Annotated in this window: 33 protein-coding genes; 31 read left to right on the top strand and 2 right to left on the bottom strand. The window is 65.4% G+C overall.

Annotated elements, in window-relative coordinates; translation table 11 throughout:
• Nucleotides 1-94, top strand: a 94-nt coding sequence (locus tag ACWGL1_RS02830) for an EF-Tu C-terminal domain-related protein (protein ID WP_192665346.1), incomplete at its 5' end; no start/stop codon positions are given.
• A 154-nt stretch (nt 95-248) separates the two neighbouring features.
• On the opposite strand, the gene ACWGL1_RS02835 is transcribed toward ACWGL1_RS02830, so the two are convergent.
• Nucleotides 249-413 carry a hypothetical protein gene (locus tag ACWGL1_RS02835; protein ID WP_452111126.1) on the bottom strand — a complete coding sequence of 55 codons (165 nt, stop codon included), beginning with the start codon at nt 411-413 and terminating at the stop codon, nt 249-251.
• 147 nt (nt 414-560) lie between these two features.
• Here ACWGL1_RS02835 and ACWGL1_RS02840 point away from each other — a divergent pair, with 147 nt between their 5' ends.
• The 3 genes from ACWGL1_RS02840 (at nt 561) to ACWGL1_RS02850 (ending at nt 3,657) form a co-directional block, all read left to right on the top strand.
• Nucleotides 561-1,718 (top strand): GNAT family N-acetyltransferase, encoded by a 1,158-nt coding sequence (locus ACWGL1_RS02840; protein ID WP_452111127.1) that lies wholly within the window; start codon nt 561-563, stop codon nt 1,716-1,718.
• Between the two features lie 12 nt (nt 1,719-1,730).
• Nucleotides 1,731-2,657 (top strand): transcriptional regulator, encoded by a 927-nt coding sequence (locus ACWGL1_RS02845; RefSeq protein WP_452111128.1) that lies wholly within the window; start codon nt 1,731-1,733, stop codon nt 2,655-2,657.
• Between the two features lie 103 nt (nt 2,658-2,760).
• Entirely contained in the window at nt 2,761-3,657 is an 897-nt protein-coding gene (locus ACWGL1_RS02850; protein ID WP_338576122.1) for a GIN domain-containing protein, read from the top strand.
• A gap of 155 nt (nt 3,658-3,812) precedes the next feature.
• Here ACWGL1_RS02850 and ACWGL1_RS02855 read toward each other — a convergent pair whose 3' ends face one another.
• On the bottom strand, nt 3,813-4,571 hold the full coding sequence (locus ACWGL1_RS02855; RefSeq protein ID WP_452111129.1) for an outer membrane protein: 759 nt from the start codon (nt 4,569-4,571) through the stop codon (nt 3,813-3,815).
• A 586-nt stretch (nt 4,572-5,157) separates the two neighbouring features.
• Here ACWGL1_RS02855 and rpsJ point away from each other — a divergent pair.
• The 27 genes from rpsJ to ACWGL1_RS02990 all read left to right on the top strand — a co-directional run bounded on the left by rpsJ (nt 5,158) and on the right by ACWGL1_RS02990 (nt 19,700).
• Nucleotides 5,158-5,463: a 30S ribosomal protein S10 gene (gene rpsJ, locus ACWGL1_RS02860; RefSeq protein ID WP_003164367.1), complete on the top strand. Its 306-nt coding sequence runs from the start codon at nt 5,158-5,160 to the stop codon at nt 5,461-5,463.
• A gap of 23 nt (nt 5,464-5,486) precedes the next feature.
• A complete protein-coding gene (gene rplC / locus ACWGL1_RS02865) occupies nt 5,487-6,230 on the top strand; it encodes a 50S ribosomal protein L3 (RefSeq protein WP_087139530.1) in 744 nt (247 codons plus the stop codon).
• Nucleotides 6,230-6,868, top strand: a complete 639-nt coding sequence (rplD, locus tag ACWGL1_RS02870) for a 50S ribosomal protein L4 (protein WP_338576111.1) — start codon at nt 6,230-6,232, stop codon at nt 6,866-6,868. Before rplC ends, rplD begins: the two co-directional genes overlap by 1 nt.
• Nucleotides 6,868-7,173, top strand: coding sequence for a 50S ribosomal protein L23 (locus ACWGL1_RS02875; RefSeq protein ID WP_003170030.1), 306 nt, complete (start codon nt 6,868-6,870; stop codon nt 7,171-7,173). Before rplD ends, ACWGL1_RS02875 begins: the two co-directional genes overlap by 1 nt.
• 4 nt (nt 7,174-7,177) lie before the next feature.
• Nucleotides 7,178-8,014 (top strand): 50S ribosomal protein L2, encoded by an 837-nt coding sequence (gene rplB / locus ACWGL1_RS02880; RefSeq protein WP_291781273.1) that lies wholly within the window; start codon nt 7,178-7,180, stop codon nt 8,012-8,014.
• Between the two features lie 2 nt (nt 8,015-8,016).
• The gene (rpsS, locus tag ACWGL1_RS02885; RefSeq protein ID WP_003164372.1) at nt 8,017-8,295 is read left to right on the top strand and encodes a 30S ribosomal protein S19; all 279 of its coding nucleotides are present in this window, start codon (nt 8,017-8,019) and stop codon (nt 8,293-8,295) included.
• Between the two features lie 3 nt (nt 8,296-8,298).
• The gene (gene rplV / locus ACWGL1_RS02890) at nt 8,299-8,679 is read left to right on the top strand and encodes a 50S ribosomal protein L22 (RefSeq protein ID WP_291781280.1); all 381 of its coding nucleotides are present in this window, start codon (nt 8,299-8,301) and stop codon (nt 8,677-8,679) included.
• The gene (rpsC, locus tag ACWGL1_RS02895; protein ID WP_291781283.1) at nt 8,679-9,425 is read left to right on the top strand and encodes a 30S ribosomal protein S3; all 747 of its coding nucleotides are present in this window, start codon (nt 8,679-8,681) and stop codon (nt 9,423-9,425) included. The genes rplV and rpsC overlap by 1 nt, the downstream gene beginning before the upstream one ends.
• A 6-nt stretch (nt 9,426-9,431) precedes the next feature.
• The gene (gene rplP / locus ACWGL1_RS02900; protein WP_003164375.1) at nt 9,432-9,869 is read left to right on the top strand and encodes a 50S ribosomal protein L16; all 438 of its coding nucleotides are present in this window, start codon (nt 9,432-9,434) and stop codon (nt 9,867-9,869) included.
• On the top strand, nt 9,869-10,066 hold the full coding sequence (gene rpmC / locus ACWGL1_RS02905; RefSeq protein WP_003164376.1) for a 50S ribosomal protein L29: 198 nt from the start codon (nt 9,869-9,871) through the stop codon (nt 10,064-10,066). Before rplP ends, rpmC begins: the two co-directional genes overlap by 1 nt.
• A 10-nt stretch (nt 10,067-10,076) precedes the next feature.
• Nucleotides 10,077-10,319 carry a 30S ribosomal protein S17 gene (rpsQ, locus tag ACWGL1_RS02910; protein WP_003164377.1) on the top strand — a complete coding sequence of 81 codons (243 nt, stop codon included), beginning with the start codon at nt 10,077-10,079 and terminating at the stop codon, nt 10,317-10,319.
• An 18-nt stretch (nt 10,320-10,337) separates the two neighbouring features.
• Nucleotides 10,338-10,706, top strand: coding sequence for a 50S ribosomal protein L14 (gene rplN, locus ACWGL1_RS02915; protein ID WP_003164378.1), 369 nt, complete (start codon nt 10,338-10,340; stop codon nt 10,704-10,706).
• A gap of 2 nt (nt 10,707-10,708) precedes the next feature.
• Nucleotides 10,709-11,017, top strand: a complete 309-nt coding sequence (gene rplX / locus ACWGL1_RS02920; RefSeq protein ID WP_291781289.1) for a 50S ribosomal protein L24 — start codon at nt 10,709-10,711, stop codon at nt 11,015-11,017.
• Nucleotides 11,017-11,574, top strand: coding sequence for a 50S ribosomal protein L5 (rplE, locus tag ACWGL1_RS02925; RefSeq protein WP_112999349.1), 558 nt, complete (start codon nt 11,017-11,019; stop codon nt 11,572-11,574). Before rplX ends, rplE begins: the two co-directional genes overlap by 1 nt.
• 19 nt (nt 11,575-11,593) lie before the next feature.
• The gene (gene rpsN / locus ACWGL1_RS02930; RefSeq protein WP_003170022.1) at nt 11,594-11,899 is read left to right on the top strand and encodes a 30S ribosomal protein S14; all 306 of its coding nucleotides are present in this window, start codon (nt 11,594-11,596) and stop codon (nt 11,897-11,899) included.
• 15 nt (nt 11,900-11,914) lie between these two features.
• Nucleotides 11,915-12,313 (top strand): 30S ribosomal protein S8, encoded by a 399-nt coding sequence (gene rpsH / locus ACWGL1_RS02935; RefSeq protein ID WP_003170021.1) that lies wholly within the window; start codon nt 11,915-11,917, stop codon nt 12,311-12,313.
• A gap of 1 nt (nt 12,314) precedes the next feature.
• On the top strand, nt 12,315-12,848 hold the full coding sequence (rplF, locus tag ACWGL1_RS02940; RefSeq protein ID WP_291781295.1) for a 50S ribosomal protein L6: 534 nt from the start codon (nt 12,315-12,317) through the stop codon (nt 12,846-12,848).
• Nucleotides 12,849-12,851: 3 nt separating this feature from the next.
• Entirely contained in the window at nt 12,852-13,208 is a 357-nt protein-coding gene (gene rplR / locus ACWGL1_RS02945) for a 50S ribosomal protein L18 (RefSeq protein ID WP_291781298.1), read from the top strand.
• Between the two features lie 13 nt (nt 13,209-13,221).
• Nucleotides 13,222-13,821 (top strand): 30S ribosomal protein S5, encoded by a 600-nt coding sequence (gene rpsE, locus ACWGL1_RS02950; protein WP_291781302.1) that lies wholly within the window; start codon nt 13,222-13,224, stop codon nt 13,819-13,821.
• A 3-nt stretch (nt 13,822-13,824) separates the two neighbouring features.
• On the top strand, nt 13,825-14,019 hold the full coding sequence (gene rpmD / locus ACWGL1_RS02955) for a 50S ribosomal protein L30 (RefSeq protein WP_291781306.1): 195 nt from the start codon (nt 13,825-13,827) through the stop codon (nt 14,017-14,019).
• A gap of 162 nt (nt 14,020-14,181) precedes the next feature.
• Nucleotides 14,182-14,775, top strand: a complete 594-nt coding sequence (rplO, locus tag ACWGL1_RS02960) for a 50S ribosomal protein L15 (RefSeq protein WP_452111130.1) — start codon at nt 14,182-14,184, stop codon at nt 14,773-14,775.
• Between the two features lie 159 nt (nt 14,776-14,934).
• Nucleotides 14,935-16,311, top strand: a complete 1,377-nt coding sequence (gene secY, locus ACWGL1_RS02965; protein ID WP_291781310.1) for a preprotein translocase subunit SecY — start codon at nt 14,935-14,937, stop codon at nt 16,309-16,311.
• A gap of 24 nt (nt 16,312-16,335) precedes the next feature.
• On the top strand, nt 16,336-16,899 hold the full coding sequence (locus ACWGL1_RS02970; protein ID WP_312219354.1) for an adenylate kinase: 564 nt from the start codon (nt 16,336-16,338) through the stop codon (nt 16,897-16,899).
• Between the two features lie 69 nt (nt 16,900-16,968).
• Nucleotides 16,969-17,676 (top strand): energy transducer TonB, encoded by a 708-nt coding sequence (locus ACWGL1_RS02975; RefSeq protein WP_452111131.1) that lies wholly within the window; start codon nt 16,969-16,971, stop codon nt 17,674-17,676.
• Nucleotides 17,677-17,817: 141 nt separating this feature from the next.
• Nucleotides 17,818-18,186, top strand: a complete 369-nt coding sequence (rpsM, locus tag ACWGL1_RS02980) for a 30S ribosomal protein S13 (RefSeq protein ID WP_003164389.1) — start codon at nt 17,818-17,820, stop codon at nt 18,184-18,186.
• Between the two features lie 16 nt (nt 18,187-18,202).
• Entirely contained in the window at nt 18,203-18,592 is a 390-nt protein-coding gene (gene rpsK, locus ACWGL1_RS02985; protein ID WP_003164390.1) for a 30S ribosomal protein S11, read from the top strand.
• A gap of 88 nt (nt 18,593-18,680) precedes the next feature.
• Nucleotides 18,681-19,700 carry a DNA-directed RNA polymerase subunit alpha gene (locus tag ACWGL1_RS02990; protein ID WP_291781324.1) on the top strand — a complete coding sequence of 340 codons (1,020 nt, stop codon included), beginning with the start codon at nt 18,681-18,683 and terminating at the stop codon, nt 19,698-19,700.
• Nucleotides 19,701-19,810 lie beyond the last annotated feature (110 nt).

Genomic DNA, 19,810 nt, shown 5'->3' on the forward strand with positions numbered 1-19,810 from the left:
CACGCCGATCGCGATGGAAGAGAAGCTGCGCTTCGCCATCCGCGAAGGCGGCCGCACCGTCGGCGCCGGCGTCGTGGCCAAGATCGTCGAGTAATATCGACGTCTGAACGGGCGGGGATCTCGGTCCTCGCCGGTTCGACAGTATGAGTAAGCGTAAGCGTACCGGCCTCAAGCAGCCCGCAAGGGAGGTAGGCCAAAGTAAAGCGTAACAGAGCGGCCCCCGGAGCGATCCGGGGGCCGTTTTGCATTCAGTCGTTCGGCGCGCCGGTCGCGGGATCGGTGTCGGTGCGGCCTGAGTTGCTGCTGCCCTTGGCGTCCTTGGGCTCGGTGGCGGGGCGCGGCGGACTGCCGGGCTTGTCGAGGCGCTGGTTCTCGTTCTCGGTTTCGCGGGTCTTGGGGCGTGGCGTCGTCATGGGGACCTCCTGGGGAAGACAATGCGGCGGGCGCCGTGAGGCTCCGATCTTTCGCAAAGAGGCCGGACGCTAACCCGGCCTCAAGGGCTTGGCTCTATCAGGCCCGACTGGAACGGGACTTGCTGTGATCGTTCTGAAGGGAGCGTCATGTCGGGACCATTATCAGTTGAGATCCGCAGCCTGGCCGACCTGTCGGCTGAGGAGGGCGCGCAATGGAACGATTGGGCGAGGGCGGATGCTGATCTGAGCAGCCCCTATTTCCGCTGGGAGTTCTCGCGCACGGCCGGGGCGATCTGTCCCGGCACCGCGCTGGCTGTCTTCAAACGGGACGGTCGGGTGGTCGGCTATTATCCGCATCAGCGCCGGGGCGGGACGGTCCAGCCCCTGGCCGCGCCGATGAACGACTATCACGGGGTCATCGGCCCGCGCGACGACAAGCCTTCGATGCAGGAAGCGGCCGCCCTGATCGGCGCGCCGCGTTTCGCCGCCGCCGCGTGGATCGGCGAGGCTCCGCAAGCGATGCCGCGCAACCACAGCGTGGTCTCCATCGTGCCTGACGAAGGCGGCTTCGACGCCTGGTACGCTCGGCGACGGAAGGCCTTTCCGAAATACTTCAAGGACAAGGAGCGGTCGCGGCGAGGGTTGGACGGCGCCTTCAAGACGGTTGAGATCGAAATCGGCCTGCATGATCACGCCCTGCTGGAACGCCTGATCATCGAAAAGAGCGAACAGTATCGCCGCACCGGCCACCACGACATCTTCGCCTGCGGCTGGACGGGCCAGGTGCTGCACGCCCTGATGGACAGCGAGGGCGAAGACGGCTTCGGCGCCTCGATGGCGGTGCTGCGTGTCGATGGACGGGTCGTGGCGATGGAGTATTCCATGCACGCGGGGCGTCATTTCCACCTGTGGTTCCCGGTCTACAACCAGGAGGTCGCGCGCTGGTCGCCGGGCATTGTGCTGACCCAGGAGACGATCCGGCTGGGCGCCGAGCGCGGCTACCGAGTCTTCGACTACGGCGTGGGCGTGGGCGGCAACTACAAGAAATACTATGATGACGGCGGCCTGGCGACCGTCGAGGGCGTTGTGGCTCGGCCGGGGCCAGGCAAGGCGCTGTGCGCGACGGCGAGCGCCGCCCTGGGCGTGCTGGGCCACGCGCGGGCGGAGCGTTTGCGCACCAGTACGCGGCGTCGCTGGTCCGTGGTCGAGGCCTGTGAGACGAGCTTGGCCGGTCGGGCCTCGGGGGCGCTGCGCGCCGCCGCCGACATGGTGCGGAAACAGAAGGCGGCCGGCGGGGCCGATTGAGGAGGAAAGCGAATGACGGCTTCCATGACGCGATATGCGGGCCCGATCACCCAGGCGGAGGTGCATCCTCACGCCCTGGTCGCCGACGGTTTCGCCGAGGATCAGGCTCTGGCCGAGGTGCTGGACCGCTATCCGGCCGATCTGTTCGACATCAACCTGTATGACTACGACGACGAGGGCCAGGTCAGCCTGCGCACCGGCGCGCGGGGCCGGTTGAACGGGGCCGAACTGCTGGAGGCGATCCAGCAGGGCCGCCTGTGGGTCAACATGCGCAAGGTCGAGCAGGGCTGGCCCGAACTGTGGCGCGCGGCCATGGTCGACTTCGACCGCATCTTGGGCGGCTATGGCTTGAAGGCGGCCAGCGCCAGCGGTCAGCTCATCCTGTCCTCGCCCAAGGCGCGGGTGCCCTATCACTTCGACGCTGGCGGCGTGGTGCTGTTGCACATGCGCGGGCGCAAGCGTCTGTTCGTCTATCCGGGTGACGAGGTCCACCTGCCCGAGCGCAGCATGGAGCAGGTCGTCACCCGCCAGACGACTGAAGAGATTCCCTATCGACGCGCCTTCGAGGACGACGCCCGCATCGTCGATCTGGAGCCGGGGCAGGCGCTGACCTGGCCCTTCTACGCCCCGCACCGGGTGGAGAACCTGGACCGTTTCTGCGTCTCCCTGTCGATCGAGTTCCAGAGCTGGCCCTCGCGCATCCGTAACGGGGCCCTCTACACCAACGCCTTCCTGCGCAGCCGGGGAGGGGAGCCGCGCACGACGGACCGCATGAGCCGGCCCGAATTGGCCGCGCGCTGGGCGGCTTCGGTGGCGCTGAAGCGGGCCGGGCTGATGAAGAGCCGCATCGCCGCCTTTGAGCGAGATTTCGAGCCCGCCGTCGGGGCGACGGACGGGGCGGCGGCCCTGCCGGACCGCGTCGACACCCCTGCAGGCTGAACCGAGCCTTAGGTTAAAAGGGGTTCATGACCTCGATTTAAACTGACTTTGCGGCGGGCGGCCCTCAGTCTTCCCTGGACACAGAGACAGGGAGAGCTCGCTGATGAAACCCGCTGCAATCGCCGCCGCCATGGGATCCGCATTGGCCGCGTCCGCCGTTCTGGCGGCGCCGGCCCTGGCCGACGAAGTGACCATCCGCAACGCCGTGGCGCGCGTCATCGTCATTCCGGAAGACCGTGCAGACGTCGGCGTCGAGATCACGCCGGGCTCGGCCGGCCTGCCGGAGCTGCGCCTCGAGCGTCGGGGCGGCCAGGTCCGCATCGACGGCGGTCTGGGACGCGGTCGGGGCATGAGCTTCGGCGGCGGCCAGATCGGTTCCTGCAACAGCGGTCCGGCGGACGCCCGCCAGCCTGGCGAAGGCGCATCGGTCGAGGTGCGCGGCAAGGGGCGTATTCGTCTGGAAGATGCGCCGCTGATCGTTCTGCGCACGCCGCGCGACGTGGACGTGAACGGCGGCGGCGCCGTGTTCGGCTCCATTGGACGCGGCGCGCGCTCGGTCGAGCTGGGCAACGGCGGCTGCGGCTCCTGGACGGTAGCGAACGTCGATGGCGACATGAGCCTGTCGGTCGGCGGATCGGGCTCGATCCGGGCCGGCACGTCGCGCGATCTGGAAGCGGCCGTCGGCGGATCGGGCTCCATCTATGCGGGCGCGACCAGCAAGCTGGAGGCCAGCGTGGGCGGTTCGGGCAGTATCGATGTCGCTTCAGTCGACGGTGAGACCAAGGCGGCCATCGGCGGCTCGGGCGGGGTGCGCGTGAGGAACGGTCGTGCCACGACGCTGGAGGTGTCCATCGGCGGCTCGGGCGACGTGAATTTCGGCGGAACGGCGGGCGACGTCTCGGTGGCTATCGCCGGCTCGGGCGATGTGAGGGTCGCAGAGGCGACCGGCCGAGTGTCCCGCTCGATCGTGGGATCAGGGGATCTGCGCATCGGTCGCTGACGCTGCAAGACCCTGAAGGAGAAGGCCCGGGAGCGTGGAACCCCTCGGGCCTTTTTCATGCCTGGAGCCTGAACGGTGCGCACAAACAAAAACCCCGGCGGATCGCTCCGCCGGGGTTTCGTTGATCCGTGCGGTCCGAAGACCGCGAAGATCGCTTAGAGGCCGAGCAGGGCGGACACGCCGTTGTGCGTGCGGCCCAGGTTGGCGCCGGCTTGATCGCGGGCTTGCAGACCGCCGCCGAAGCTGTAGCGCATGCCGATCTTGAAGACGTTGGCGTCGACGTCCAGGTCCGAGGACTTGACGTAGTCGTAGCCGCCGAAGACCGAGTACGGCGAGTTGGCGAACTGGTACTCAGCAGCCACGCCGGCCGACCAGGCGTCGACGTCGCCGTTGCCGATGAACATGTTGTCGGCGTCGACGTTGGTGTACGCGGCGCCGCCGCTCAGGCGCAGTTGCGGCGTGGCGTAGAAGGCGGCGTCGCCGGCCACGGTCCAGATGTCAGCGTCAGCCGCGGTGCCGTACGAAACGACGCCCGTCAGGGTGGCGCGGTCCAGGTACTTCTGACCTTCCAGGCCGAAGGTGTTCAGCGTGGTGTTGCCCAGTTCCGAAGCGCCGTAGAAGCCGCCGAAGCGCATGTCTTCGATCTTCTTCGACAGGTGCACGGCGCCGGCCAGGGTGGTTTCGTCGCCACCGTGCTGAACGTCCGTATAGGCGCCTTCAGCGTTGAAGGTGACGGTCCAGTCGCCGAACACCGGCGAAGCGACGGTGCCGTCGATGACGCCGCGGTTCACGTCGATGCCTTCGACGTCAGCGTAGTTGTAGGCGACGCCGACCGAACCGATGGCGTCTTGAGCGAAGGCGGGAGCGGCGATCAGGGTCGCGGCGGCGACCGAAGCGAGAAAGACGGTTTTCATTTTCTTGTCCTTATGTACTGCCGCCGAACAAGCTCAGCCGGTCCGGCGATGGGCGAGACATAGGTCGCTGTTTGGCGCTTTGCCGTAACAAACATGTCATGTCGCGGTCACATCCGGGGCGATGTTGCCCAAAAGAGACGCATTGCGGCATAACTGCGTCAGTATGGGGCGGGTATTGCGGCGGCGCCTTTCCGCGGCGTTCATCTGGCCGCTTTCCCGCCTCAGTTCCTAAAGATCAGCCCGTGTTATGCTGCGGCGCAGCGTCCGAGAGGCGGCGAGAGGGCGGTGAGTCGCAAACCCCGACGGGGCGGGGATTTCCGCGCTTGACGGAAACGGAATCGGAGGGCATAAGCGCCCCTCTTGTTGGACCGGCTGTGCACTTTCGGGTGCAGACGCGGTCCGCAGGAACGACCTAAGTTACTGTTCTTTGCAGCTTCTTGGGAACTTACGGCCTTCGCGGGGGACTGCGTGGGCCGCTCGTTTTTGCGGATTTGCGTTTCCTGGGGATGAGTTTTCGTCCCGAGGCTTCGGTCTTTGAAATGGTTCACAGGGACGCGGCTCCGGCCGCATGGGAATAACAACCGATATGGATCAAAGCATCCGCATCAGGCTCAAGGCCTTCGATCATCGCGTCCTCGACTTTTCGACGCGCGAAATCGTCAACACCGCCAAGCGCACGGGCGCGACCGTTCGCGGTCCGATCCCGCTGCCGACCCTGATCGAAAAGTTCACCGTGAACCGCTCGCCGCACGTCGACAAGAAGTCGCGCGAGCAGTTTGAAATCCGCACGCACAAGCGCGTGCTCGACATTGTCGACCCCACTCCGCAGACCGTGGACGCGCTCATGAAGCTCGACCTGTCCGCCGGCGTGGACGTCGAGATCAAGATCTAAGAAAGAAAGAGGCGGGATCCGACATGCGCACGGGCGTGATCGCCAAGAAGCTGGGGATGACCCGCGTGTTCGCCGATGACGGCGCACACGTTCCGGTCACTGTACTCCAGCTCGACGGCTGCCAAGTCGTCGGCCAACGTACCAAGGAGCGCGACGGTTACGTCGCCCTTCAGCTGGGCGCTGGCGTTAAGAAGGCCAAGAACACGGCCAAGGCTCAACGCGAAGTTTTCGCGAAGGCCGAGGTTGAACCTAAGGCCTATGTAACCGAGTTCCGCGTGGGTGAAGACGCCCTGCTGGACGTGGGCGCCGAACTGTCGGCCGACCACTTCCTCGCGGGCCAGAAGGTCGACATCCAGGGCCATACCATCGGTAAGGGCTTTGCGGGCGCCATGAAGCGCTGGAACTTCGGTGGTCTGCGCGCCTCGCACGGCGTGTCGATTTCGCACCGTTCGCATGGTTCGACCGGCCAGCGTCAAGATCCGGGCAAGGTCTTCAAGGGCAAGAAGATGGCTGGCCATCTCGGCCAGGAAGTCGTCACGACCCAGAACCTGACCGTCGTCCGCGTCGATGCTGAGCGTGGCCTGATCCTGATCAAGGGCGCTGTCCCGGGTCATGACGGCGCTTACGTCAAGGTCAGCGACGCCATCAAGAAGGCTCGCCCTTCCGACGCCCCGTTCCCGGGCGCCGTGAAGTCGGCTGCTGCTCAACCCGCGTCGACGCCGGCTGAAGCTCCGGCCGTTGAAGCGACCGAAGGCGGTGAAGCGTAATGAAACTCTCGGTCATCAAACTCGACGGCAAGGCTGCTGGCGACGTTGAGCTGTCGGACGCCGTTTTCGGCATCTCCGACATCCGCGGCGACCTGCTGGCCCGTTACGTCAACTGGCAGCTGGCCAAGCGCCGCGCCGGCACCCACAAGGTTCAAACCCGCAACGAGAACTCTCGTACGGGCAAGAAGATGTACAAGCAGAAGGGCACCGGCGGCGCTCGTCACGGCTCGCGTCGTGCGCCCCAGTTCGTCGGCGGTTCGCCGGCGTTCGGCCCGGTCGTTCGCGACCACGGCTTCTCGCTGCCGAAAAAGGTCCGCGCCCTGGCGCTGAAGCACGCCCTGTCGTCCAAGGTTAAGGCCGGCGACCTGGTCGTCGTCGACAGCGTCTCGGTCAAGGAAGCCAAGACGGCCTCGCTGCGCGAGACCTTCGGCAAGCTGGGCTGGACCAAGGCTCTGATCATCGCGGGTCCGGAAGTCGAAGCCAACTTCGGCCTGGCCGCGCGCAACATCCCGCACATCGACGTGCTGCCGAACGCCGGCCTGAACGTCTATGACATCCTGCGGGCGGACAAACTGGTGCTGACCAAGGCCGCCGTCGAGGCGATCGAGGCGCGCTTCGCTGAGAAGGAAGCCGCATAATGGCCGCCGCTCAACCCACCGCCAAGCACTACGACACCATCCTGGCTCCGGTGATCACCGAGAAGGCCACGATCCTGTCGGAGCAGAACAAGGTCGTCTTCCGCGTCGCCGGCACGGCGACCAAGGACGAGATCGCCGCGGCGGTCGAAAGCCTGTTCAAAGTCAACGTCCTCAAGGTCAACACCCTGGTTCAAAAGGGCAAGACCAAGCGATTCCGGGGCATCCTCGGTCGCCGCGTGGACATCAAGAAAGCGATCGTGACGCTGGCCGACGGCCAGTCGATCGACGTCACGACGGGGCTCTAAGACCATGGCTCTGAAGCATTACAATCCGACGTCGCCGGGCCGCCGCGCCCTGGTGCTGGTCGACCGCTCCGAGCTGCACAAGGGCCGCCCGGAGAAGTCGCTGACCCAAGGCCTGACCAAGTCGGGCGGTCGTGGTCAGGGCGGTCGCATCGCTGTCCGCTTCCGCGGCGGCGGCGCCAAGACCCTGTACCGCAAGATCGACTTCAAGCGTCGCAAGTTCGACGTGGTCGGCACGGTCGAGCGTCTGGAGTACGACCCGAACCGCACCGCCTTCATCGCCCTGGTGACCTACGCCGACGGCGAGAAGACCTACATCATCGCGCCTCAGCGCCTGCACGCCGGCGACACCATCGTCGCGGGTGAAAAGGTCGACGTGAAGCCGGGCAACGCCATGCCGCTGCGCTCCATGCCGGTCGGCACCATCATCCACAACGTGGAGATGAAGCCGGGCAAGGGCGCCCAGCTGGCCCGTTCGGCCGGCGCCTATGCGCAACTGGTCGGTCGCGACCAGGGCTATGCTCAGATCCGTCTGGGCTCGGGCGAGCTTCGCATGGTTCTGGACGGCTGCATGGCCGTTGTCGGCGCCGTGTCGAACCCCGAGCACATGAACCAGAACCTGGGCAAGGCCGGCCGCAAGCGTCACATGGGCTGGCGTCCGCACGTCCGCGGCGTCGCCATGAACCCGATCGACCACCCGCACGGTGGTGGTGAAGGCCGGACCTCGGGCGGTCGTACCCCGGTTACGCCGTGGGGTAAGGACACCAAGGGTTCTCGTACCCGCAAGAACAAGGCCACGGACAAGTTCATCATCCGTAGCCGTCACGTGAAGAAGGCTCGCTAAGAATGGCCCGCTCCTCCTGGAAAGGCCCGTTTGTCGACGGGTATCTGCTCAAGAAGGCCGACGCCGCTCAATCGTCGGGCCGCAAGGACGTGATCAAGACCTGGTCGCGCCGCTCCACCATCCTGCCGCAGTTCGTCGGTCTGACGTTCGGCGTCCACAACGGCCAGAAGCATGTGCCGGTGTCGGTCTCCGAAGAAATGGTCGGCATGAAGTTCGGCGAGTTCGCCCCGACCCGGAACTTCCCGGGCCACGCGGCGGACAAGAAGGCCAAGAGGAAGTAATCCATGGCCCAGACCAAGAACCCCCGTCGCGTTGCGGCGACCGAGGCCCGCGCCAAGCTGGTCAACGTCCGCATCAGCCCGCAGAAGCTGAACCTGGTGGCCGCCTCGATCCGCGGCCTGCCGGTCCAGAAGGCTCTCAACGAGCTGGAATTCAGCCGCAAGCGCATCGCCGGCGACGTCCGCAAGGTCCTGTACTCGGCCGTCTCGAACGCCGAGAACAACCACAACCTCGACATCGACAACCTGGTCGTCGCCGAGGCCTTCGTGGGCAAGAACCTGGTGATGAAGCGTTTCGCGAGCCGTGCTCGCGGTCGTTCGTCGCGCATCCTGAAACCGTTCAGCGAAATCACCATCGTGGTTCGCGAAGCAGGTGAGGCCGCCTGATGGGTCAGAAAATCAATCCGATCGGTCTGCGCCTTGGCGTGAACCGTACGTGGGACAGCCGCTGGTTCGCCGGCGGCGCCGACTACGCCAAGCTGCTCCACCAGGACCTGAAGCTGCGTTCGTGGCTGAAGGAACGCCTGTCGGCCGCCGGCGTGTCGCGCATCATCATCGAGCGTCCGCACAAGAAGTGCCGCGTGACGATCTACGCCGCCCGTCCGGGCGTCGTGATCGGCAAGAAGGGCGCTGACATCGAGAAGCTGCGCAAGGACATCTCGGCCCGCACCGAAGGCGAAGTTCACCTGAACATCGTCGAGGTCCGCAAGCCGGAGACCGACGCTCAGCTGATCGCTGAGAACATCGCTCAGCAACTGGAGCGCCGTATCGCGTTCCGTCGCGCCATGAAGCGTTCGATGCAGTCGGCCATGCGCCTGGGCGCCAAGGGCGTCCGCATCAACGTCTCGGGCCGTCTGGGCGGCGCCGAAATCGCTCGTATGGAGTGGTACCGCGAAGGTCGCGTGCCGCTGCACACCCTGCGCGCCGACATCGACTACGGCTTCTACGAAGCCAAGACGACCTACGGCATCATTGGCGTGAAGGTCTGGGTGTTTAAGGGTGAAGTGCTCGAGCACGACCCGATGGCCCAGGACAAGCGCTGGGCCCAGGAAGCCTCGGGTCCGTCGTCCAACGAAGGCCGTGAGCGCGGCCCCCGCGGTGATCGCGGTCCGCGCCGTGGTCGTGAGGGCTGATAGGCCATGTTGCAACCGAAAAAGACCAAGTACCGTAAGGCCTTCAAGGGCCGCATCCACGGCTCGTCCAAGGGTGGTTTCTCGCTGAACTTCGGCTCCTACGGTCTGAAGGCCGTCGAGCCGGAGCGCATCACGGCGCGTCAGATCGAGGCGGCTCGCCGCGCGATCACCCGTCAGATGAAGCGTCAGGGCCGCGTCTGGATCCGTATCTTCCCCGACGTGCCGGTTTCCGGCAAGCCGGCCGAAGTGCGGATGGGTAAGGGCAAGGGCGCGGTGGACCACTGGGCCGCTCGCGTGGCCCCGGGCCGCATCATGTTCGAAATCGACGGCGTGCCGGACGACGTGGCTCGTGAAGCGCTGCGCCTCGGCGCCGCCAAGCTGCCGATCCGCACCAAGGTGGTCACCCGCCTGGACGCCGGCATCGTTACGGAGCAAGCCGCCTAATGACCAAGATCGCCGATCTCCGGTCGCAAACCGTCGACCAGCTGTCCGACGAGCTGCTGAAGCTCAAGAAGGAACAGTTCAACCTGCGCTTCCAGGCCGCCACCGGCCAGATGGAAAAGACCCACCGGGTCTCGGAAGTGCGCAAGGACATCGCCCGCATCTCGACGCTTCTGCGCGAGAAGCGTGCGGCCTCGTAAGGAAACACCGATGCCCAAACGCATTCTTGAAGGCGTGGTCGTCTCCGACAAGGGCGACAAGACCGTCGTCGTGAAGGTCGAGCGCACCCTGCTGCACCCGCTGCTCCGCAAGACGGTTCGTAAGTCCAAGAACTACCACGCTCACGATGAGGCCAACGCCCTCAAAGTCGGCGACATCGCGCGCATCATCGAATGCGCCCCCAAGTCCAAGTTGAAGCGCTGGGAAATCATTTCCCCGTCTTCGGCTTCGTAAGAAGAAGGATCGGATCCCATGATCCAGATGCAAACTAACCTGGAGGTCGCCGATAACTCGGGCGCTCGCCGGGTCATGTGCATCAAGGTGTTGGGCGGCTCCAAGCGCCGCTACGCCTCGATCGGCGACACCATCGTCGCCTCGGTGAAGGAAGCGATTCCGCGCGGCCGCGTGAAGAAGGGCGACGTCGTTCGCGCCATCGTCGTGCGCACCGCCAAGGACATCCAGCGCAAGGACGGCTCTGTCATCCGTTTCGACAAGTCGGCCGCCGTCATCGTCAACAAGCAGAACGAGCCTGTCGGCACTCGTATCTTCGGCCCGGTTCCGCGCGAGCTGCGCGCCAAGAACCACATGAAGATCATCTCGCTGGCTCCGGAGGTTCTGTAACCATGGCCGCCAAGATCAAGAAGGGCGACAACGTCGTCGTCCTGACCGGCAAGGACAAGGGCCGCACCGGCCAGGTGCTGCAGGTCCTGCCGACCGAGAACCGCGTCGTCGTGCAAGGCGTCAACATGGTCCAGCGCCACACGCGCCCGACCCAGGCTGACCCGCAAGGCGGCATCAAGCACAAGGAAGCCTCGCTTCACCTGTCGAACGTCGCCATCGTCGACGCCAACGGCAAGGCGACCCGCGTGGGCTTCAAGGTCGAGGGGGACAAGAAGGTCCGCTTCGCCAAGTCGACGGGAGACGTCATCTGATGGCCGACACCAAGTATACGCCGCGTCTCAAGACCGACTATCAGGATCGCATCCGCGGCGTCCTGAAGGAAAAGTTCGGCTACACGAACGAGATGCAGATCCCCAAGCTGGACAAGATCGTCCTGAACATGGGCATCGGCGAAGCTGTGGCGGACTCCAAGAAGGCCAATGCGGCCCTCAAGGACCTGACGGCCATCGCCGGCCAGAAGGCCGTGCCGACCAAGGCTCGTAACTCCATCGCCGGCTTCAAGCTGCGCGAAGGCATGGTCATCGGCGGCAAGGTCACGCTGCGCGGCGCCCAGATGTACGAGTTCCTGGACCGTTTCATCACGATCGCCCTGCCGCGCGTGAAGGACTTCCGGGGCCTGAAGGGCACTTCGTTCGACGGTCGCGGCAACTACGCCACGGGTCTGAAGGAGCACATCGTGTTCCCGGAGATCAACTACGACCAGATCGACCAGATGTGGGGCATGGACATCGTTGTCTGCACCACGGCCAAGACCGATGAGGAAGCCAAGGCTCTCCTCACCGAGTTCAAGTTCCCGTTCGTGAACTGAGCGGGAAGGGAAGAGAACAATGGCTAAGAAAAGCGCCGTAAACCGCAACGAAGCCGTCAAGGCCCTGGTTGCGAAGTATGCCGCGAAGCGGGACGCCCTGAAGGCTATCGCCAACGACGAGAGCCTGCCGCTTGAGGAGCGCTTCGATGCGCGCCTGAAGCTGGCGGCCCTGCCGCGCAACTCGGCTCCGAGCCGTATTCGCAACCGTTGCGAAGTGACGGGTCGTCCGCGGGCTTATTACCGCAAGCTCAAGATGAGCCGTGTCGCCCTGCGCGAGCTGGGCAACATGGGTCAGATCCCCGGCCTGACGAAGTCGAGCTGGTAAGGGGAGCGAACAGACATGATGATCAACGATCCCCTGAGCGACATGATCGCTCGCATCAAGAACGCGGCCACCCGCAAGCGTTCTTCGGTGCTCACCCCGGCTTCCCGCCTGCGTCAGCGCGTCCTGGACGTGCTGCAGGACGAGGGCTACATCCGCGGCTACTCGCTGGTTCAAAACCCCGGTGAGTTCCCGCAGTTCGAGATCGAGCTGAAGTACTTCGACGGTCAGCCGGTGATCGCCGAGATCGCCCGCGTGTCGAAGCCCGGCCGCCGCGTCTATTCGGCCATCGGCGATCTGAAGCCGGTCAAGAACGGCCTCGGCATCTCGATCCTTTCGACTTCGAAGGGCGTCATGTCCGACGCCGCCGCCCGCGACGCTAACGTCGGCGGCGAAGTCCTCTGCAGGGTCTACTGATATGTCTCGTATCGGCAAGAAAACCATCGCCGTGCCGAAGGGCGTGACTGTCACGCTCAACGGCCAGGCCATCACCGTGAAGGGTCCGAAGGGCGAACGCTCCTGGACCGTCGCCGACGAGATCGAAGTCACGCAGGAAGGCGACGAACTGTCGCTGACCCCGCGTTCGGACTCGCAGCGCGCCAAGGCCATGTGGGGCCTGTCGCGCACCCTGGTCGCCAACATGGTGACCGGCGTGACCGAAGGCTTCGAGAAGACCCTGGAACTGGTCGGCGTCGGCTACCGCGCCGCCCTGAAGGGCAAGGATCTCTCGCTGCAGCTCGGCTTCTCGCACGACGTGGACATCGTTCCGCCCGAAGGCATCACCTTCGCCGTGCCGAAGCAGACCGAGATCAAGATCTCGGGCAACGACAAGCAGGTTGTGGGCGAAATCGCCGCCGTCATCCGCAAGATGCGTCCGCCGGAACCCTATAAGGGCAAGGGCGTGCGCTATCAGGGCGAATTCGTCCGGCGCAAGGAAGGCAAGAAGAAGTAAGTCATGGCTCTCTCTCTTCAACAACAAGCCAAGCGCCGCGCCGAGCGCACTCGCCGTCGCCTGAAGGCTGTCGCCAACGGTCGTCTGCGTCTGTCGGTCTTCCGTTCGGACAAGAACATCTCGGCTCAGATCATCGACGATGCCCAGGGCATCACGGTGGCCGCCGCCTCGTCGCTGGAAGGCGGCAAGGGTTCCAAGGGTTCGGACGTCGCAGCCGCCGCCAAGATCGGCAAGCTGATCGCCGAGCGCGCCATCGAGAAGGGCGTCACCGACGTCGTCTTCGACCGTGGCGGCTACATCTATCACGGCCGGGTCAAGGCGCTGGCGGAAGCCGCGCGCGAAGCCGGCCTGAACTTCTAAGGGAACGGCAAGCATGGCTCGTGAACCCCAACGCGGCGGCGGCGACCGTAACCGTCGCGACAACCGCAACGCTCCCGTTGAAGGTCCGGATTCGGACATCATCGAGAAGCTGGTGCACATCAACCGCGTCGCCGCCACCGTCAAAGGCGGCCGCCGGTTCTCGTTCGCGGCCCTGATGGTCGTCGGCGACGGCAAGGGCCGCGTCGGCTTCGGTCATGGCAAGGCGCGCGAAGTGCCGGAAGCCATCCGTAAGGCGACCGAAGAAGCCAAGAAGACCATGATCAAGGTTCCGCTGCGCGAGAACCGCACCCTGCACCACGACGGCAATGGCCGTTGGGGCGCCGGCAAGATCATGATGCGTGCGGCGCCTCCGGGCACCGGCGTCATCGCGGGCGGTCCGATGCGTGCGGTCCTCGAAACCCTCGGCGTCCAGGACGTCGTGGGCAAGTCGACCGGCTCGTCGAACCCCTACAACATGATCCGCGCCACCTTCGAAGCTCTGAAGGTCCAGTCGTCGCCGCGCCAGATCGCCTCCAAGCGGGGCAAGAAGGTGTCCGACCTGATGGGCCGCCGCAATGACGGCGCTTCGGCGCCGGAAGCCGTGGAGGGCTGATAGATGGCCAAGACCGAAAAGAAGACCGTGACCGTCCGTCAGACGGCGAGCCCGATTCGCCGCAAGTCGGATCAGCGCGCCACCCTGGTGGGCCTGGGTCTCAACCAGATCGGCCGTGAGTCGACCCTGGAAGACACCCCCTCCGTCCGTGGGATGATCGCCAAGGTCGCCCACATGGTGGAAGTGGTCGAGAAGTAAGACGGTTCGCCCTCTCCCGTTCGCGGGGGAGGGCGTTTCGCTTTATGAAGAAGCATCTTGCGATGCTGACGCGGGTCGCTTAATCAGCGGCCCTTCAATTTTTCCAACGCCGAGTCAGGTCCGCCTGTCGAACCTGGCGCTAGAACCCGAAAGGATCAGGCAATGAAGCTGAACGAAATCCGTGACAACGAAGGCGCCTCCAAGAAGCGTATGCGCGTCGGCCGCGGCCCGGGCTCGGGCAAGGGCAAGACCGCCGGTCGCGGCGTCAAGGGTCAGAAGTCGCGTTCGGGCGTCGCCATCGGCGGCTTCGAAGGCGGCCAGATGCCGCTGTACATGCGTATGCCGAAGCGCGGCTTCAACGTGCCGAACGCGCCGAAGCTGGCTGAAGTCAACCTGTGGCGCCTGCAAGAGGCCATCGACGCCGGCAAGCTGGACGCCAAGGCCGAGATCAACGGCGCGGCTCTGGTCGCCGCCGGCGTGATCCGTCGCGTCAAGGACGGCGTGCGCGTCCTGGGCGAAGGCGAACTGAAGGCCAAGCTGAACCTGGTCGTGTGGTCGGCCTCGTCGGGCGCCATCAAGGCGGTCGAAGCCGCCGGCGGTTCGGTGACGCAACAGCGCATCGAAGCCGAAGCCAAGGCTGCGGCTCGCCTCGAGAAGCGCAACGCCGCTCGCGGCAAGGCGCCGGCTCCGAAGGCTCCGCTGGGCGACGCCAACAAGATCTCGGCTCGCGCCAAGCGCACCGCCGCCAAGGCCTAAAATCCGATATCGTCATCCCGTCGGGGGCGTGGTTTCACGTCTCCGCCGGGATCGTCCGGACCGGGATGACGATTTTCCGAAAGCGGCCCTCGCAAGAGCGCCGCTTTCCGCCTATCTGACGACGGGCATGAAAATGGTGACCGTCTGGGGGACCGCCTGATGGCTTCGGCCGCTGAACAACTTGCTGCTAATATGAACATAGGCTCGTTCGCCAAGGCGACCGAGCTGCACAAACGCCTGCTGTTCACGCTCGGCGCGCTGCTGGTCTACCGGATCGGCACCTATGTTCCGATCCCCGGGATCAACGGCGAGGCCTTCCTGGCCTTCTTCCAGAATCCGGACGGCCAACGCGGCATCCTGGATATGTTCAACATGTTCTCGGGCGGCGCCGTCGAGCGTATGGCCGTGTTCGCGCTGAACGTCATGCCCTACATCTCGGCCTCGATCATCGTCCAGCTGATGGGCGCGGTGTATCCGCCGTGGGAGAAGCTGAAGAAGGAAGGCGGCGAGTCGGGCCGCAAGCAGCTGAACCAGTACACCCGCTATCTGACGGTGTTCCTGGCCCTGGCGCAGTCCTTCGGCATCGCGGTGGGCCTGAACGCCCAGCCGGGTCTGATCGACCAGCCCGGCCTGTTCTTCATCATTTCGACGGTCACCGTCCTGACCGGCGGCACCATGTTCCTGATGTGGCTGGGCGAGCAGGTGACGGCGCGCGGCGTCGGCAACGGCATCTCCCTGATCATCTTCGCGGGCATCGTGGCGGTCCTGCCGTCGACGGTGGCGCGGATGCTGGGCCTGGCCCAGCAGGGTCAGATGTCGGCCTTCACCCTGTTCGGCATCGCCATCATGGCGGTCGCGGTCATCGTCTTCATCGTCTTCATGGAGCGCGCCCAGCGCCGCCTTCTGATCCAGTATCCGAAGCGCCAGGAAGGCAACCGCATGACCGGCGGCGAGCGCAGCTTCCTGCCGCTGAAGGTCAACACCGCGGGCGTGATCCCGGCCATCTTCGCCTCGTCGCTGCTGATGCTGCCGACGACGGTGGCCCAGTTCACCGCCAATGCGAACCTGCCGGACTGGATGAGCTGGCTGCCCCTGGTGACGGCTCAGCTGACCCACGGCCAGCCGGTGTTCATGATCTTGTACGCCGTCCTGATCGTCTTCTTCTGCTTCTTCTACACCTCGATCACCTTCAACCCCGAGGACACGGCCGAGAACCTGCGCAAGTACGGCGGCTTCCTGCCGGGCATCCGCCCGGGCAAGCGGACGGCCGAGTATCTGGACTATGTCCTGACGCGCCTGACGGTGATCGGCGCCGCCTACATCACCGCCGTCTGCCTGCTGCCGGAGTTCCTGGTCAGCAGCCTGGGCAACAGCCTGTACTTTGGCGGAACGTCTATCTTGATCGTGGTCTCGGTGACGATGGACACTGTCGCCCAGATCCAGTCGCACCTGCTGGCGCACCAGTACGAGGGGCTGATCAAGAAGGCCAAGTTGCGCGGTCGTGGCCGGGGCGGTTCCGCTCCTGTCCGTCGCTGATCGGGTAGGGGGCCCGAAGACATAATGAACCTGATCCTGTTCGGGCCGCCTGCGGCCGGCAAGGGCACCCAGGCCAAGCGGCTGGTCGAGGAGCGGGGCATGGTCCAGCTCTCGACCGGCGACATGCTGCGCGCGGCGATCGCTTCCGGCTCCGAGCTGGGGTTGAAGGTCAAGGACGTGCTGGCGCGCGGCGACCTCGTCACCGACGAGATCGTCATCGCCCTGATCGAAGCTCGTCTGCCGGAGGCCGAGGCCGCCGGCGGGGCCATCTTCGACGGCTTCCCCCGCACGGTGGCCCAGGCCGAGGCCCTGGACGCCATGCTGGCCAAGCGCGGCGCCAAGATCGACAGCGTCATCCGCCTGAAGGTGGACGACGCGGCCTTGACCGATCGGATCGGCAAGCGCTTCGCCGAGCAGGGGCGGCCTGACGACAACCCCGAGACCTTCAAGGACCGGCTGGCCGTCTACAATCGCCAGACCGCGCCGCTGCTTCCCTATTATGAAGGGCAGGGCAAGCTGACCGAGGTCGACGGCATGGGCGACATCGCCGCCGTTGCCGCCGCGATCGACACGGCGCTGGACGCCTGATCCGTCGCGCGGTCTGATCCCCTCGACTTCTGAAGCGTTAGCGTTCGGGAGTCTGTGCGGGAGAGACGGTTGCGGCCGACACGTATGAAGCAATGGCGCTGGGGCGCGGGAGGGCTGGTGGTCCTTCTGCACCTCGGCGCCTTTGTGCTTTTGGGCGTGGGTCGTCCGGAGCCGCCCCTGGTCACGGCCCTGCCGCCGATACTGGTCGACCTGGTTCCCCCGCCGCCGATCCCGCCGCCGCCCTCGCCGCACAGCGCGCCGGCGGCGTCGCAGGGCGGGGGCGCGCCCGCCGCGCCGTCCGTCGTCCGGCCGCCACCCCTGCGTCCGGCGCCGCGGAGGCCGGAAATCGTCGCGCCTGCACGCCCCGCGCCTGAACAGCCCCCGATCATCGGCGTCGCGCCGGAACCCAGTCCGACGCCAGGCCCCGGTCAGGGCGGGCAGGGGACGGGCAGCGGCGGGGGCAGCGGTTCCGGCGTCGGTCCTGGCGTCGGCGACGGTCCTCCGCGCATCATCCGGGGGCCTACGGTCGGCGAACTGCGGACCCTGCACCCGCGCGAGGCCTTCCGTCGGCGCATGGGCGGGCGGGCGACCCTGGCCTGCCGCGTGCGGCTGGACACCACTCTGTCCGATTGCCGCCTGGTGGACGAAACGCCGCCGGGGATGGGATTCGGCGAGGCGGCTCTTGCGGCCGCTCGATATTTCCGCTTTCGTCCTCCGACGCAGAACGGAGCGCCGATTGATGGTCGAGAGGTCCGGGTGGGGGTCGAATGGCCCTGAGCCAGCCTGCTCACGGCGCTTGCCCGTTGACGCATCGGGAATCCCCTGTATAAGGGCGGCCTTCCGCGAAGGGCGTACACGCTCCTGGTCTGTTGACCGGAGCGATTTCTGCGTCTGATTAACGCGTACTTGGAGAATTTCGTGGCCCGTATCGCAGGCGTCAACATTCCGACCAACAAGCGCGTTGAAATCGCGCTTCAGTACATCCACGGCATTGGCGCGCACAACGCCAAGGAGATCACGGCCAAGATCGGCATCGAGCCGGCCCGCCGCGTGAACCAGCTGACCGACGCGGAGATCCTGCAGATCCGCGAAACCATCGACCGCGACTACACCGTCGAAGGCGACCTGCGCCGCGAGACGTCGATGAACATCAAGCGTCTGATGGACCTGGCCTGCTACCGCGGCCTGCGTCACCGTAAGGGCCTGCCGGTCCGCGGTCAGCGCACGCACACCAACGCTCGCACCCGCAAGGGTCCGGCCAAGCCGATCGCCGGCAAGAAGAAGTAAGAGAGAGGCCTGACCGATGGCTAAGGAACCGGGTCGCGTTAAGCGCCGCGAACGCAAGAACATCACCTCGGGCGTGGCCCACGTGAATGCTTCGTTCAACAACACCATGGTGACCATCACCGACGCTCAAGGGAACGCGATTTCCTGGTCGTCGGCCGGCCACATGGGCTTCAAAGGCTCGCGCAAGTCGACGCCGTACGCCGCTCAGATGGCTGCGGAAGACGCCGGCAAGAAGGCCGCCGAGCACGGCGTCAAGACGCTGGAAGTGAACGTCTCGGGTCCGGGTTCGGGCCGTGAGTCGGCCCTGCGCGCCCTGCAGGCCGTCGGCATGACGATCACGACCATCCGCGACGTGACGCCGATGCCGCACAACGGCTGCCGTCCGCCCAAGCGCCGTCGCGTCTAAGGTTCACGCCGCCTACCCCTTCTCCCGACGGCTCCTGTTGTTCTGAACGTGAGAACACGGAGTCGTCGAAACCCGTTCGAGGGACTTTATGATCGAAAGAAACTGGCAAGAGCTGATCCGTCCCGAGAAACCGCAAGTCGAGGGCGGGTCTGACCCGCAGCACAAGGCGCGTCTGATCGCCGAGCCTCTCGAGCGCGGTTTCGGTGTGACGCTCGGCAACGCGCTTCGTCGCGTTCTGCTGTCTTCGCTTCAAGGCGCGGCGGTCACGGCCATTCAGATCGACGGCGTGGTGCACGAGTTCTCGTCGCTGGAAGGCGTTCGCGAGGACGTCGTCGACATCGTTCTGAACATCAAGCAACTGGCCCTGCGCATGCACGCGGAAGGTCCGAAGCGGATGACCCTGCGCGCCACGGGCCCCGGCCCGGTGACCGCAGCCCAGATCGACCTGCCGGCCGACATCGAGGTGCTGAATCCGGATCACGTGATCTGCACCCTGGATGACGGCGCTTCGGTTCGCATGGAGCTGACGGTGCAGAACGGCAAGGGCTATGTCGCCGCCGAACTGAACCGCCCGGAAGACGCCCCGATCGGCCTGATCGCCGTCGACGCCCTGTATTCGCCGGTGAAGCGCGTCGCCTATCGCGTCGAGCCGACCCGTCAGGGCCAGTCGCTGGACTACGACAAGCTGATCCTGGAAGTCGAAACCAACGGCGCGGTCTCGCCGGTTGACGCCGTGGCCTACGCCGCGCGCATCCTGCAAGACCAGCTGCAGATCTTCATCACCTTCGATGAGCCGACCAAGGCTGTCGAGCAGTCGGACGGCAAGCCCGAACTGCCCTTCAACCCGGCCCTGCTGAAGAAGGTGGACGAGCTGGAGCTGTCGGTCCGTTCGGCCAACTGCCTGAAGAACGACAACATCGTCTACATCGGCGACCTGATCCAGAAGACCGAGGGCGAAATGCTTCGCACCCCGAACTTCGGCCGCAAGTCGCTGAACGAAATCAAGGAAGTTCTGGCGTCCATGGGACTGAGCCTCGGCATGGATGTGCCGAACTGGCCGCCGGAGAACATCGAAGATCTGGCCAAGAAGTTCGACGACCAGATCTGATCATCAACCCCTCCGCCCAGGTCCCGCGTGGATCGGTTGGGGCGGTAAGAATGAGAGGCCCCAGGTCTCGTCCGCCAAGTAGGGACGAGAAACCAGGGTCGAGTAGGAGA

Source organism: Brevundimonas sp. NPDC055812, assembly GCF_053616535.1.

Bases quoted from the DNA above. Each gene is read 5' to 3' on its own strand.
- ACWGL1_RS02835 (WP_452111126.1), bottom strand. From the start codon at position 413: ATGACGACGCCACGCCCCAAGACCCGCGAAACCGAGAACGAGAACCAG.
- ACWGL1_RS02990 (WP_291781324.1), top strand. From the start codon at position 18,681: ATGATCGAAAGAAACTGGCAAGAGCTGATCCGTCCCGAGAAACCGCAA.
- rpsJ (WP_003164367.1), top strand. From the start codon at position 5,158: ATGGATCAAAGCATCCGCATCAGGCTCAAGGCCTTCGATCATCGCGTC.
- rplO (WP_452111130.1), top strand. From the start codon at position 14,182: ATGAAGCTGAACGAAATCCGTGACAACGAAGGCGCCTCCAAGAAGCGT.
- rplD (WP_338576111.1), top strand. From the start codon at position 6,230: ATGAAACTCTCGGTCATCAAACTCGACGGCAAGGCTGCTGGCGACGTT.
- ACWGL1_RS02970 (WP_312219354.1), top strand. From the start codon at position 16,336: ATGAACCTGATCCTGTTCGGGCCGCCTGCGGCCGGCAAGGGCACCCAG.
- rpmC (WP_003164376.1), top strand. From the start codon at position 9,869: ATGACCAAGATCGCCGATCTCCGGTCGCAAACCGTCGACCAGCTGTCC.
- rpsH (WP_003170021.1), top strand. From the start codon at position 11,915: ATGATGATCAACGATCCCCTGAGCGACATGATCGCTCGCATCAAGAAC.
- rplP (WP_003164375.1), top strand. From the start codon at position 9,432: ATGTTGCAACCGAAAAAGACCAAGTACCGTAAGGCCTTCAAGGGCCGC.
- ACWGL1_RS02845 (WP_452111128.1), top strand. From the start codon at position 1,731: ATGACGGCTTCCATGACGCGATATGCGGGCCCGATCACCCAGGCGGAG.
- ACWGL1_RS02840 (WP_452111127.1), top strand. From the start codon at position 561: ATGTCGGGACCATTATCAGTTGAGATCCGCAGCCTGGCCGACCTGTCG.
- rplX (WP_291781289.1), top strand. From the start codon at position 10,709: ATGGCCGCCAAGATCAAGAAGGGCGACAACGTCGTCGTCCTGACCGGC.
- rpsK (WP_003164390.1), top strand. From the start codon at position 18,203: ATGGCTAAGGAACCGGGTCGCGTTAAGCGCCGCGAACGCAAGAACATC.
- rplC (WP_087139530.1), top strand. From the start codon at position 5,487: ATGCGCACGGGCGTGATCGCCAAGAAGCTGGGGATGACCCGCGTGTTC.
- rpsS (WP_003164372.1), top strand. From the start codon at position 8,017: ATGGCCCGCTCCTCCTGGAAAGGCCCGTTTGTCGACGGGTATCTGCTC.
- rplF (WP_291781295.1), top strand. From the start codon at position 12,315: ATGTCTCGTATCGGCAAGAAAACCATCGCCGTGCCGAAGGGCGTGACT.
- ACWGL1_RS02850 (WP_338576122.1), top strand. From the start codon at position 2,761: ATGAAACCCGCTGCAATCGCCGCCGCCATGGGATCCGCATTGGCCGCG.
- ACWGL1_RS02855 (WP_452111129.1), bottom strand. From the start codon at position 4,571: ATGAAAACCGTCTTTCTCGCTTCGGTCGCCGCCGCGACCCTGATCGCC.
- rpsQ (WP_003164377.1), top strand. From the start codon at position 10,077: ATGCCCAAACGCATTCTTGAAGGCGTGGTCGTCTCCGACAAGGGCGAC.
- rplE (WP_112999349.1), top strand. From the start codon at position 11,017: ATGGCCGACACCAAGTATACGCCGCGTCTCAAGACCGACTATCAGGAT.
- rpsE (WP_291781302.1), top strand. From the start codon at position 13,222: ATGGCTCGTGAACCCCAACGCGGCGGCGGCGACCGTAACCGTCGCGAC.
- rpsN (WP_003170022.1), top strand. From the start codon at position 11,594: ATGGCTAAGAAAAGCGCCGTAAACCGCAACGAAGCCGTCAAGGCCCTG.
- rplB (WP_291781273.1), top strand. From the start codon at position 7,178: ATGGCTCTGAAGCATTACAATCCGACGTCGCCGGGCCGCCGCGCCCTG.
- rpsC (WP_291781283.1), top strand. From the start codon at position 8,679: ATGGGTCAGAAAATCAATCCGATCGGTCTGCGCCTTGGCGTGAACCGT.
- ACWGL1_RS02875 (WP_003170030.1), top strand. From the start codon at position 6,868: ATGGCCGCCGCTCAACCCACCGCCAAGCACTACGACACCATCCTGGCT.
- rpmD (WP_291781306.1), top strand. From the start codon at position 13,825: ATGGCCAAGACCGAAAAGAAGACCGTGACCGTCCGTCAGACGGCGAGC.
- secY (WP_291781310.1), top strand. From the start codon at position 14,935: ATGGCTTCGGCCGCTGAACAACTTGCTGCTAATATGAACATAGGCTCG.
- rplV (WP_291781280.1), top strand. From the start codon at position 8,299: ATGGCCCAGACCAAGAACCCCCGTCGCGTTGCGGCGACCGAGGCCCGC.
- rplN (WP_003164378.1), top strand. From the start codon at position 10,338: ATGATCCAGATGCAAACTAACCTGGAGGTCGCCGATAACTCGGGCGCT.
- rplR (WP_291781298.1), top strand. From the start codon at position 12,852: ATGGCTCTCTCTCTTCAACAACAAGCCAAGCGCCGCGCCGAGCGCACT.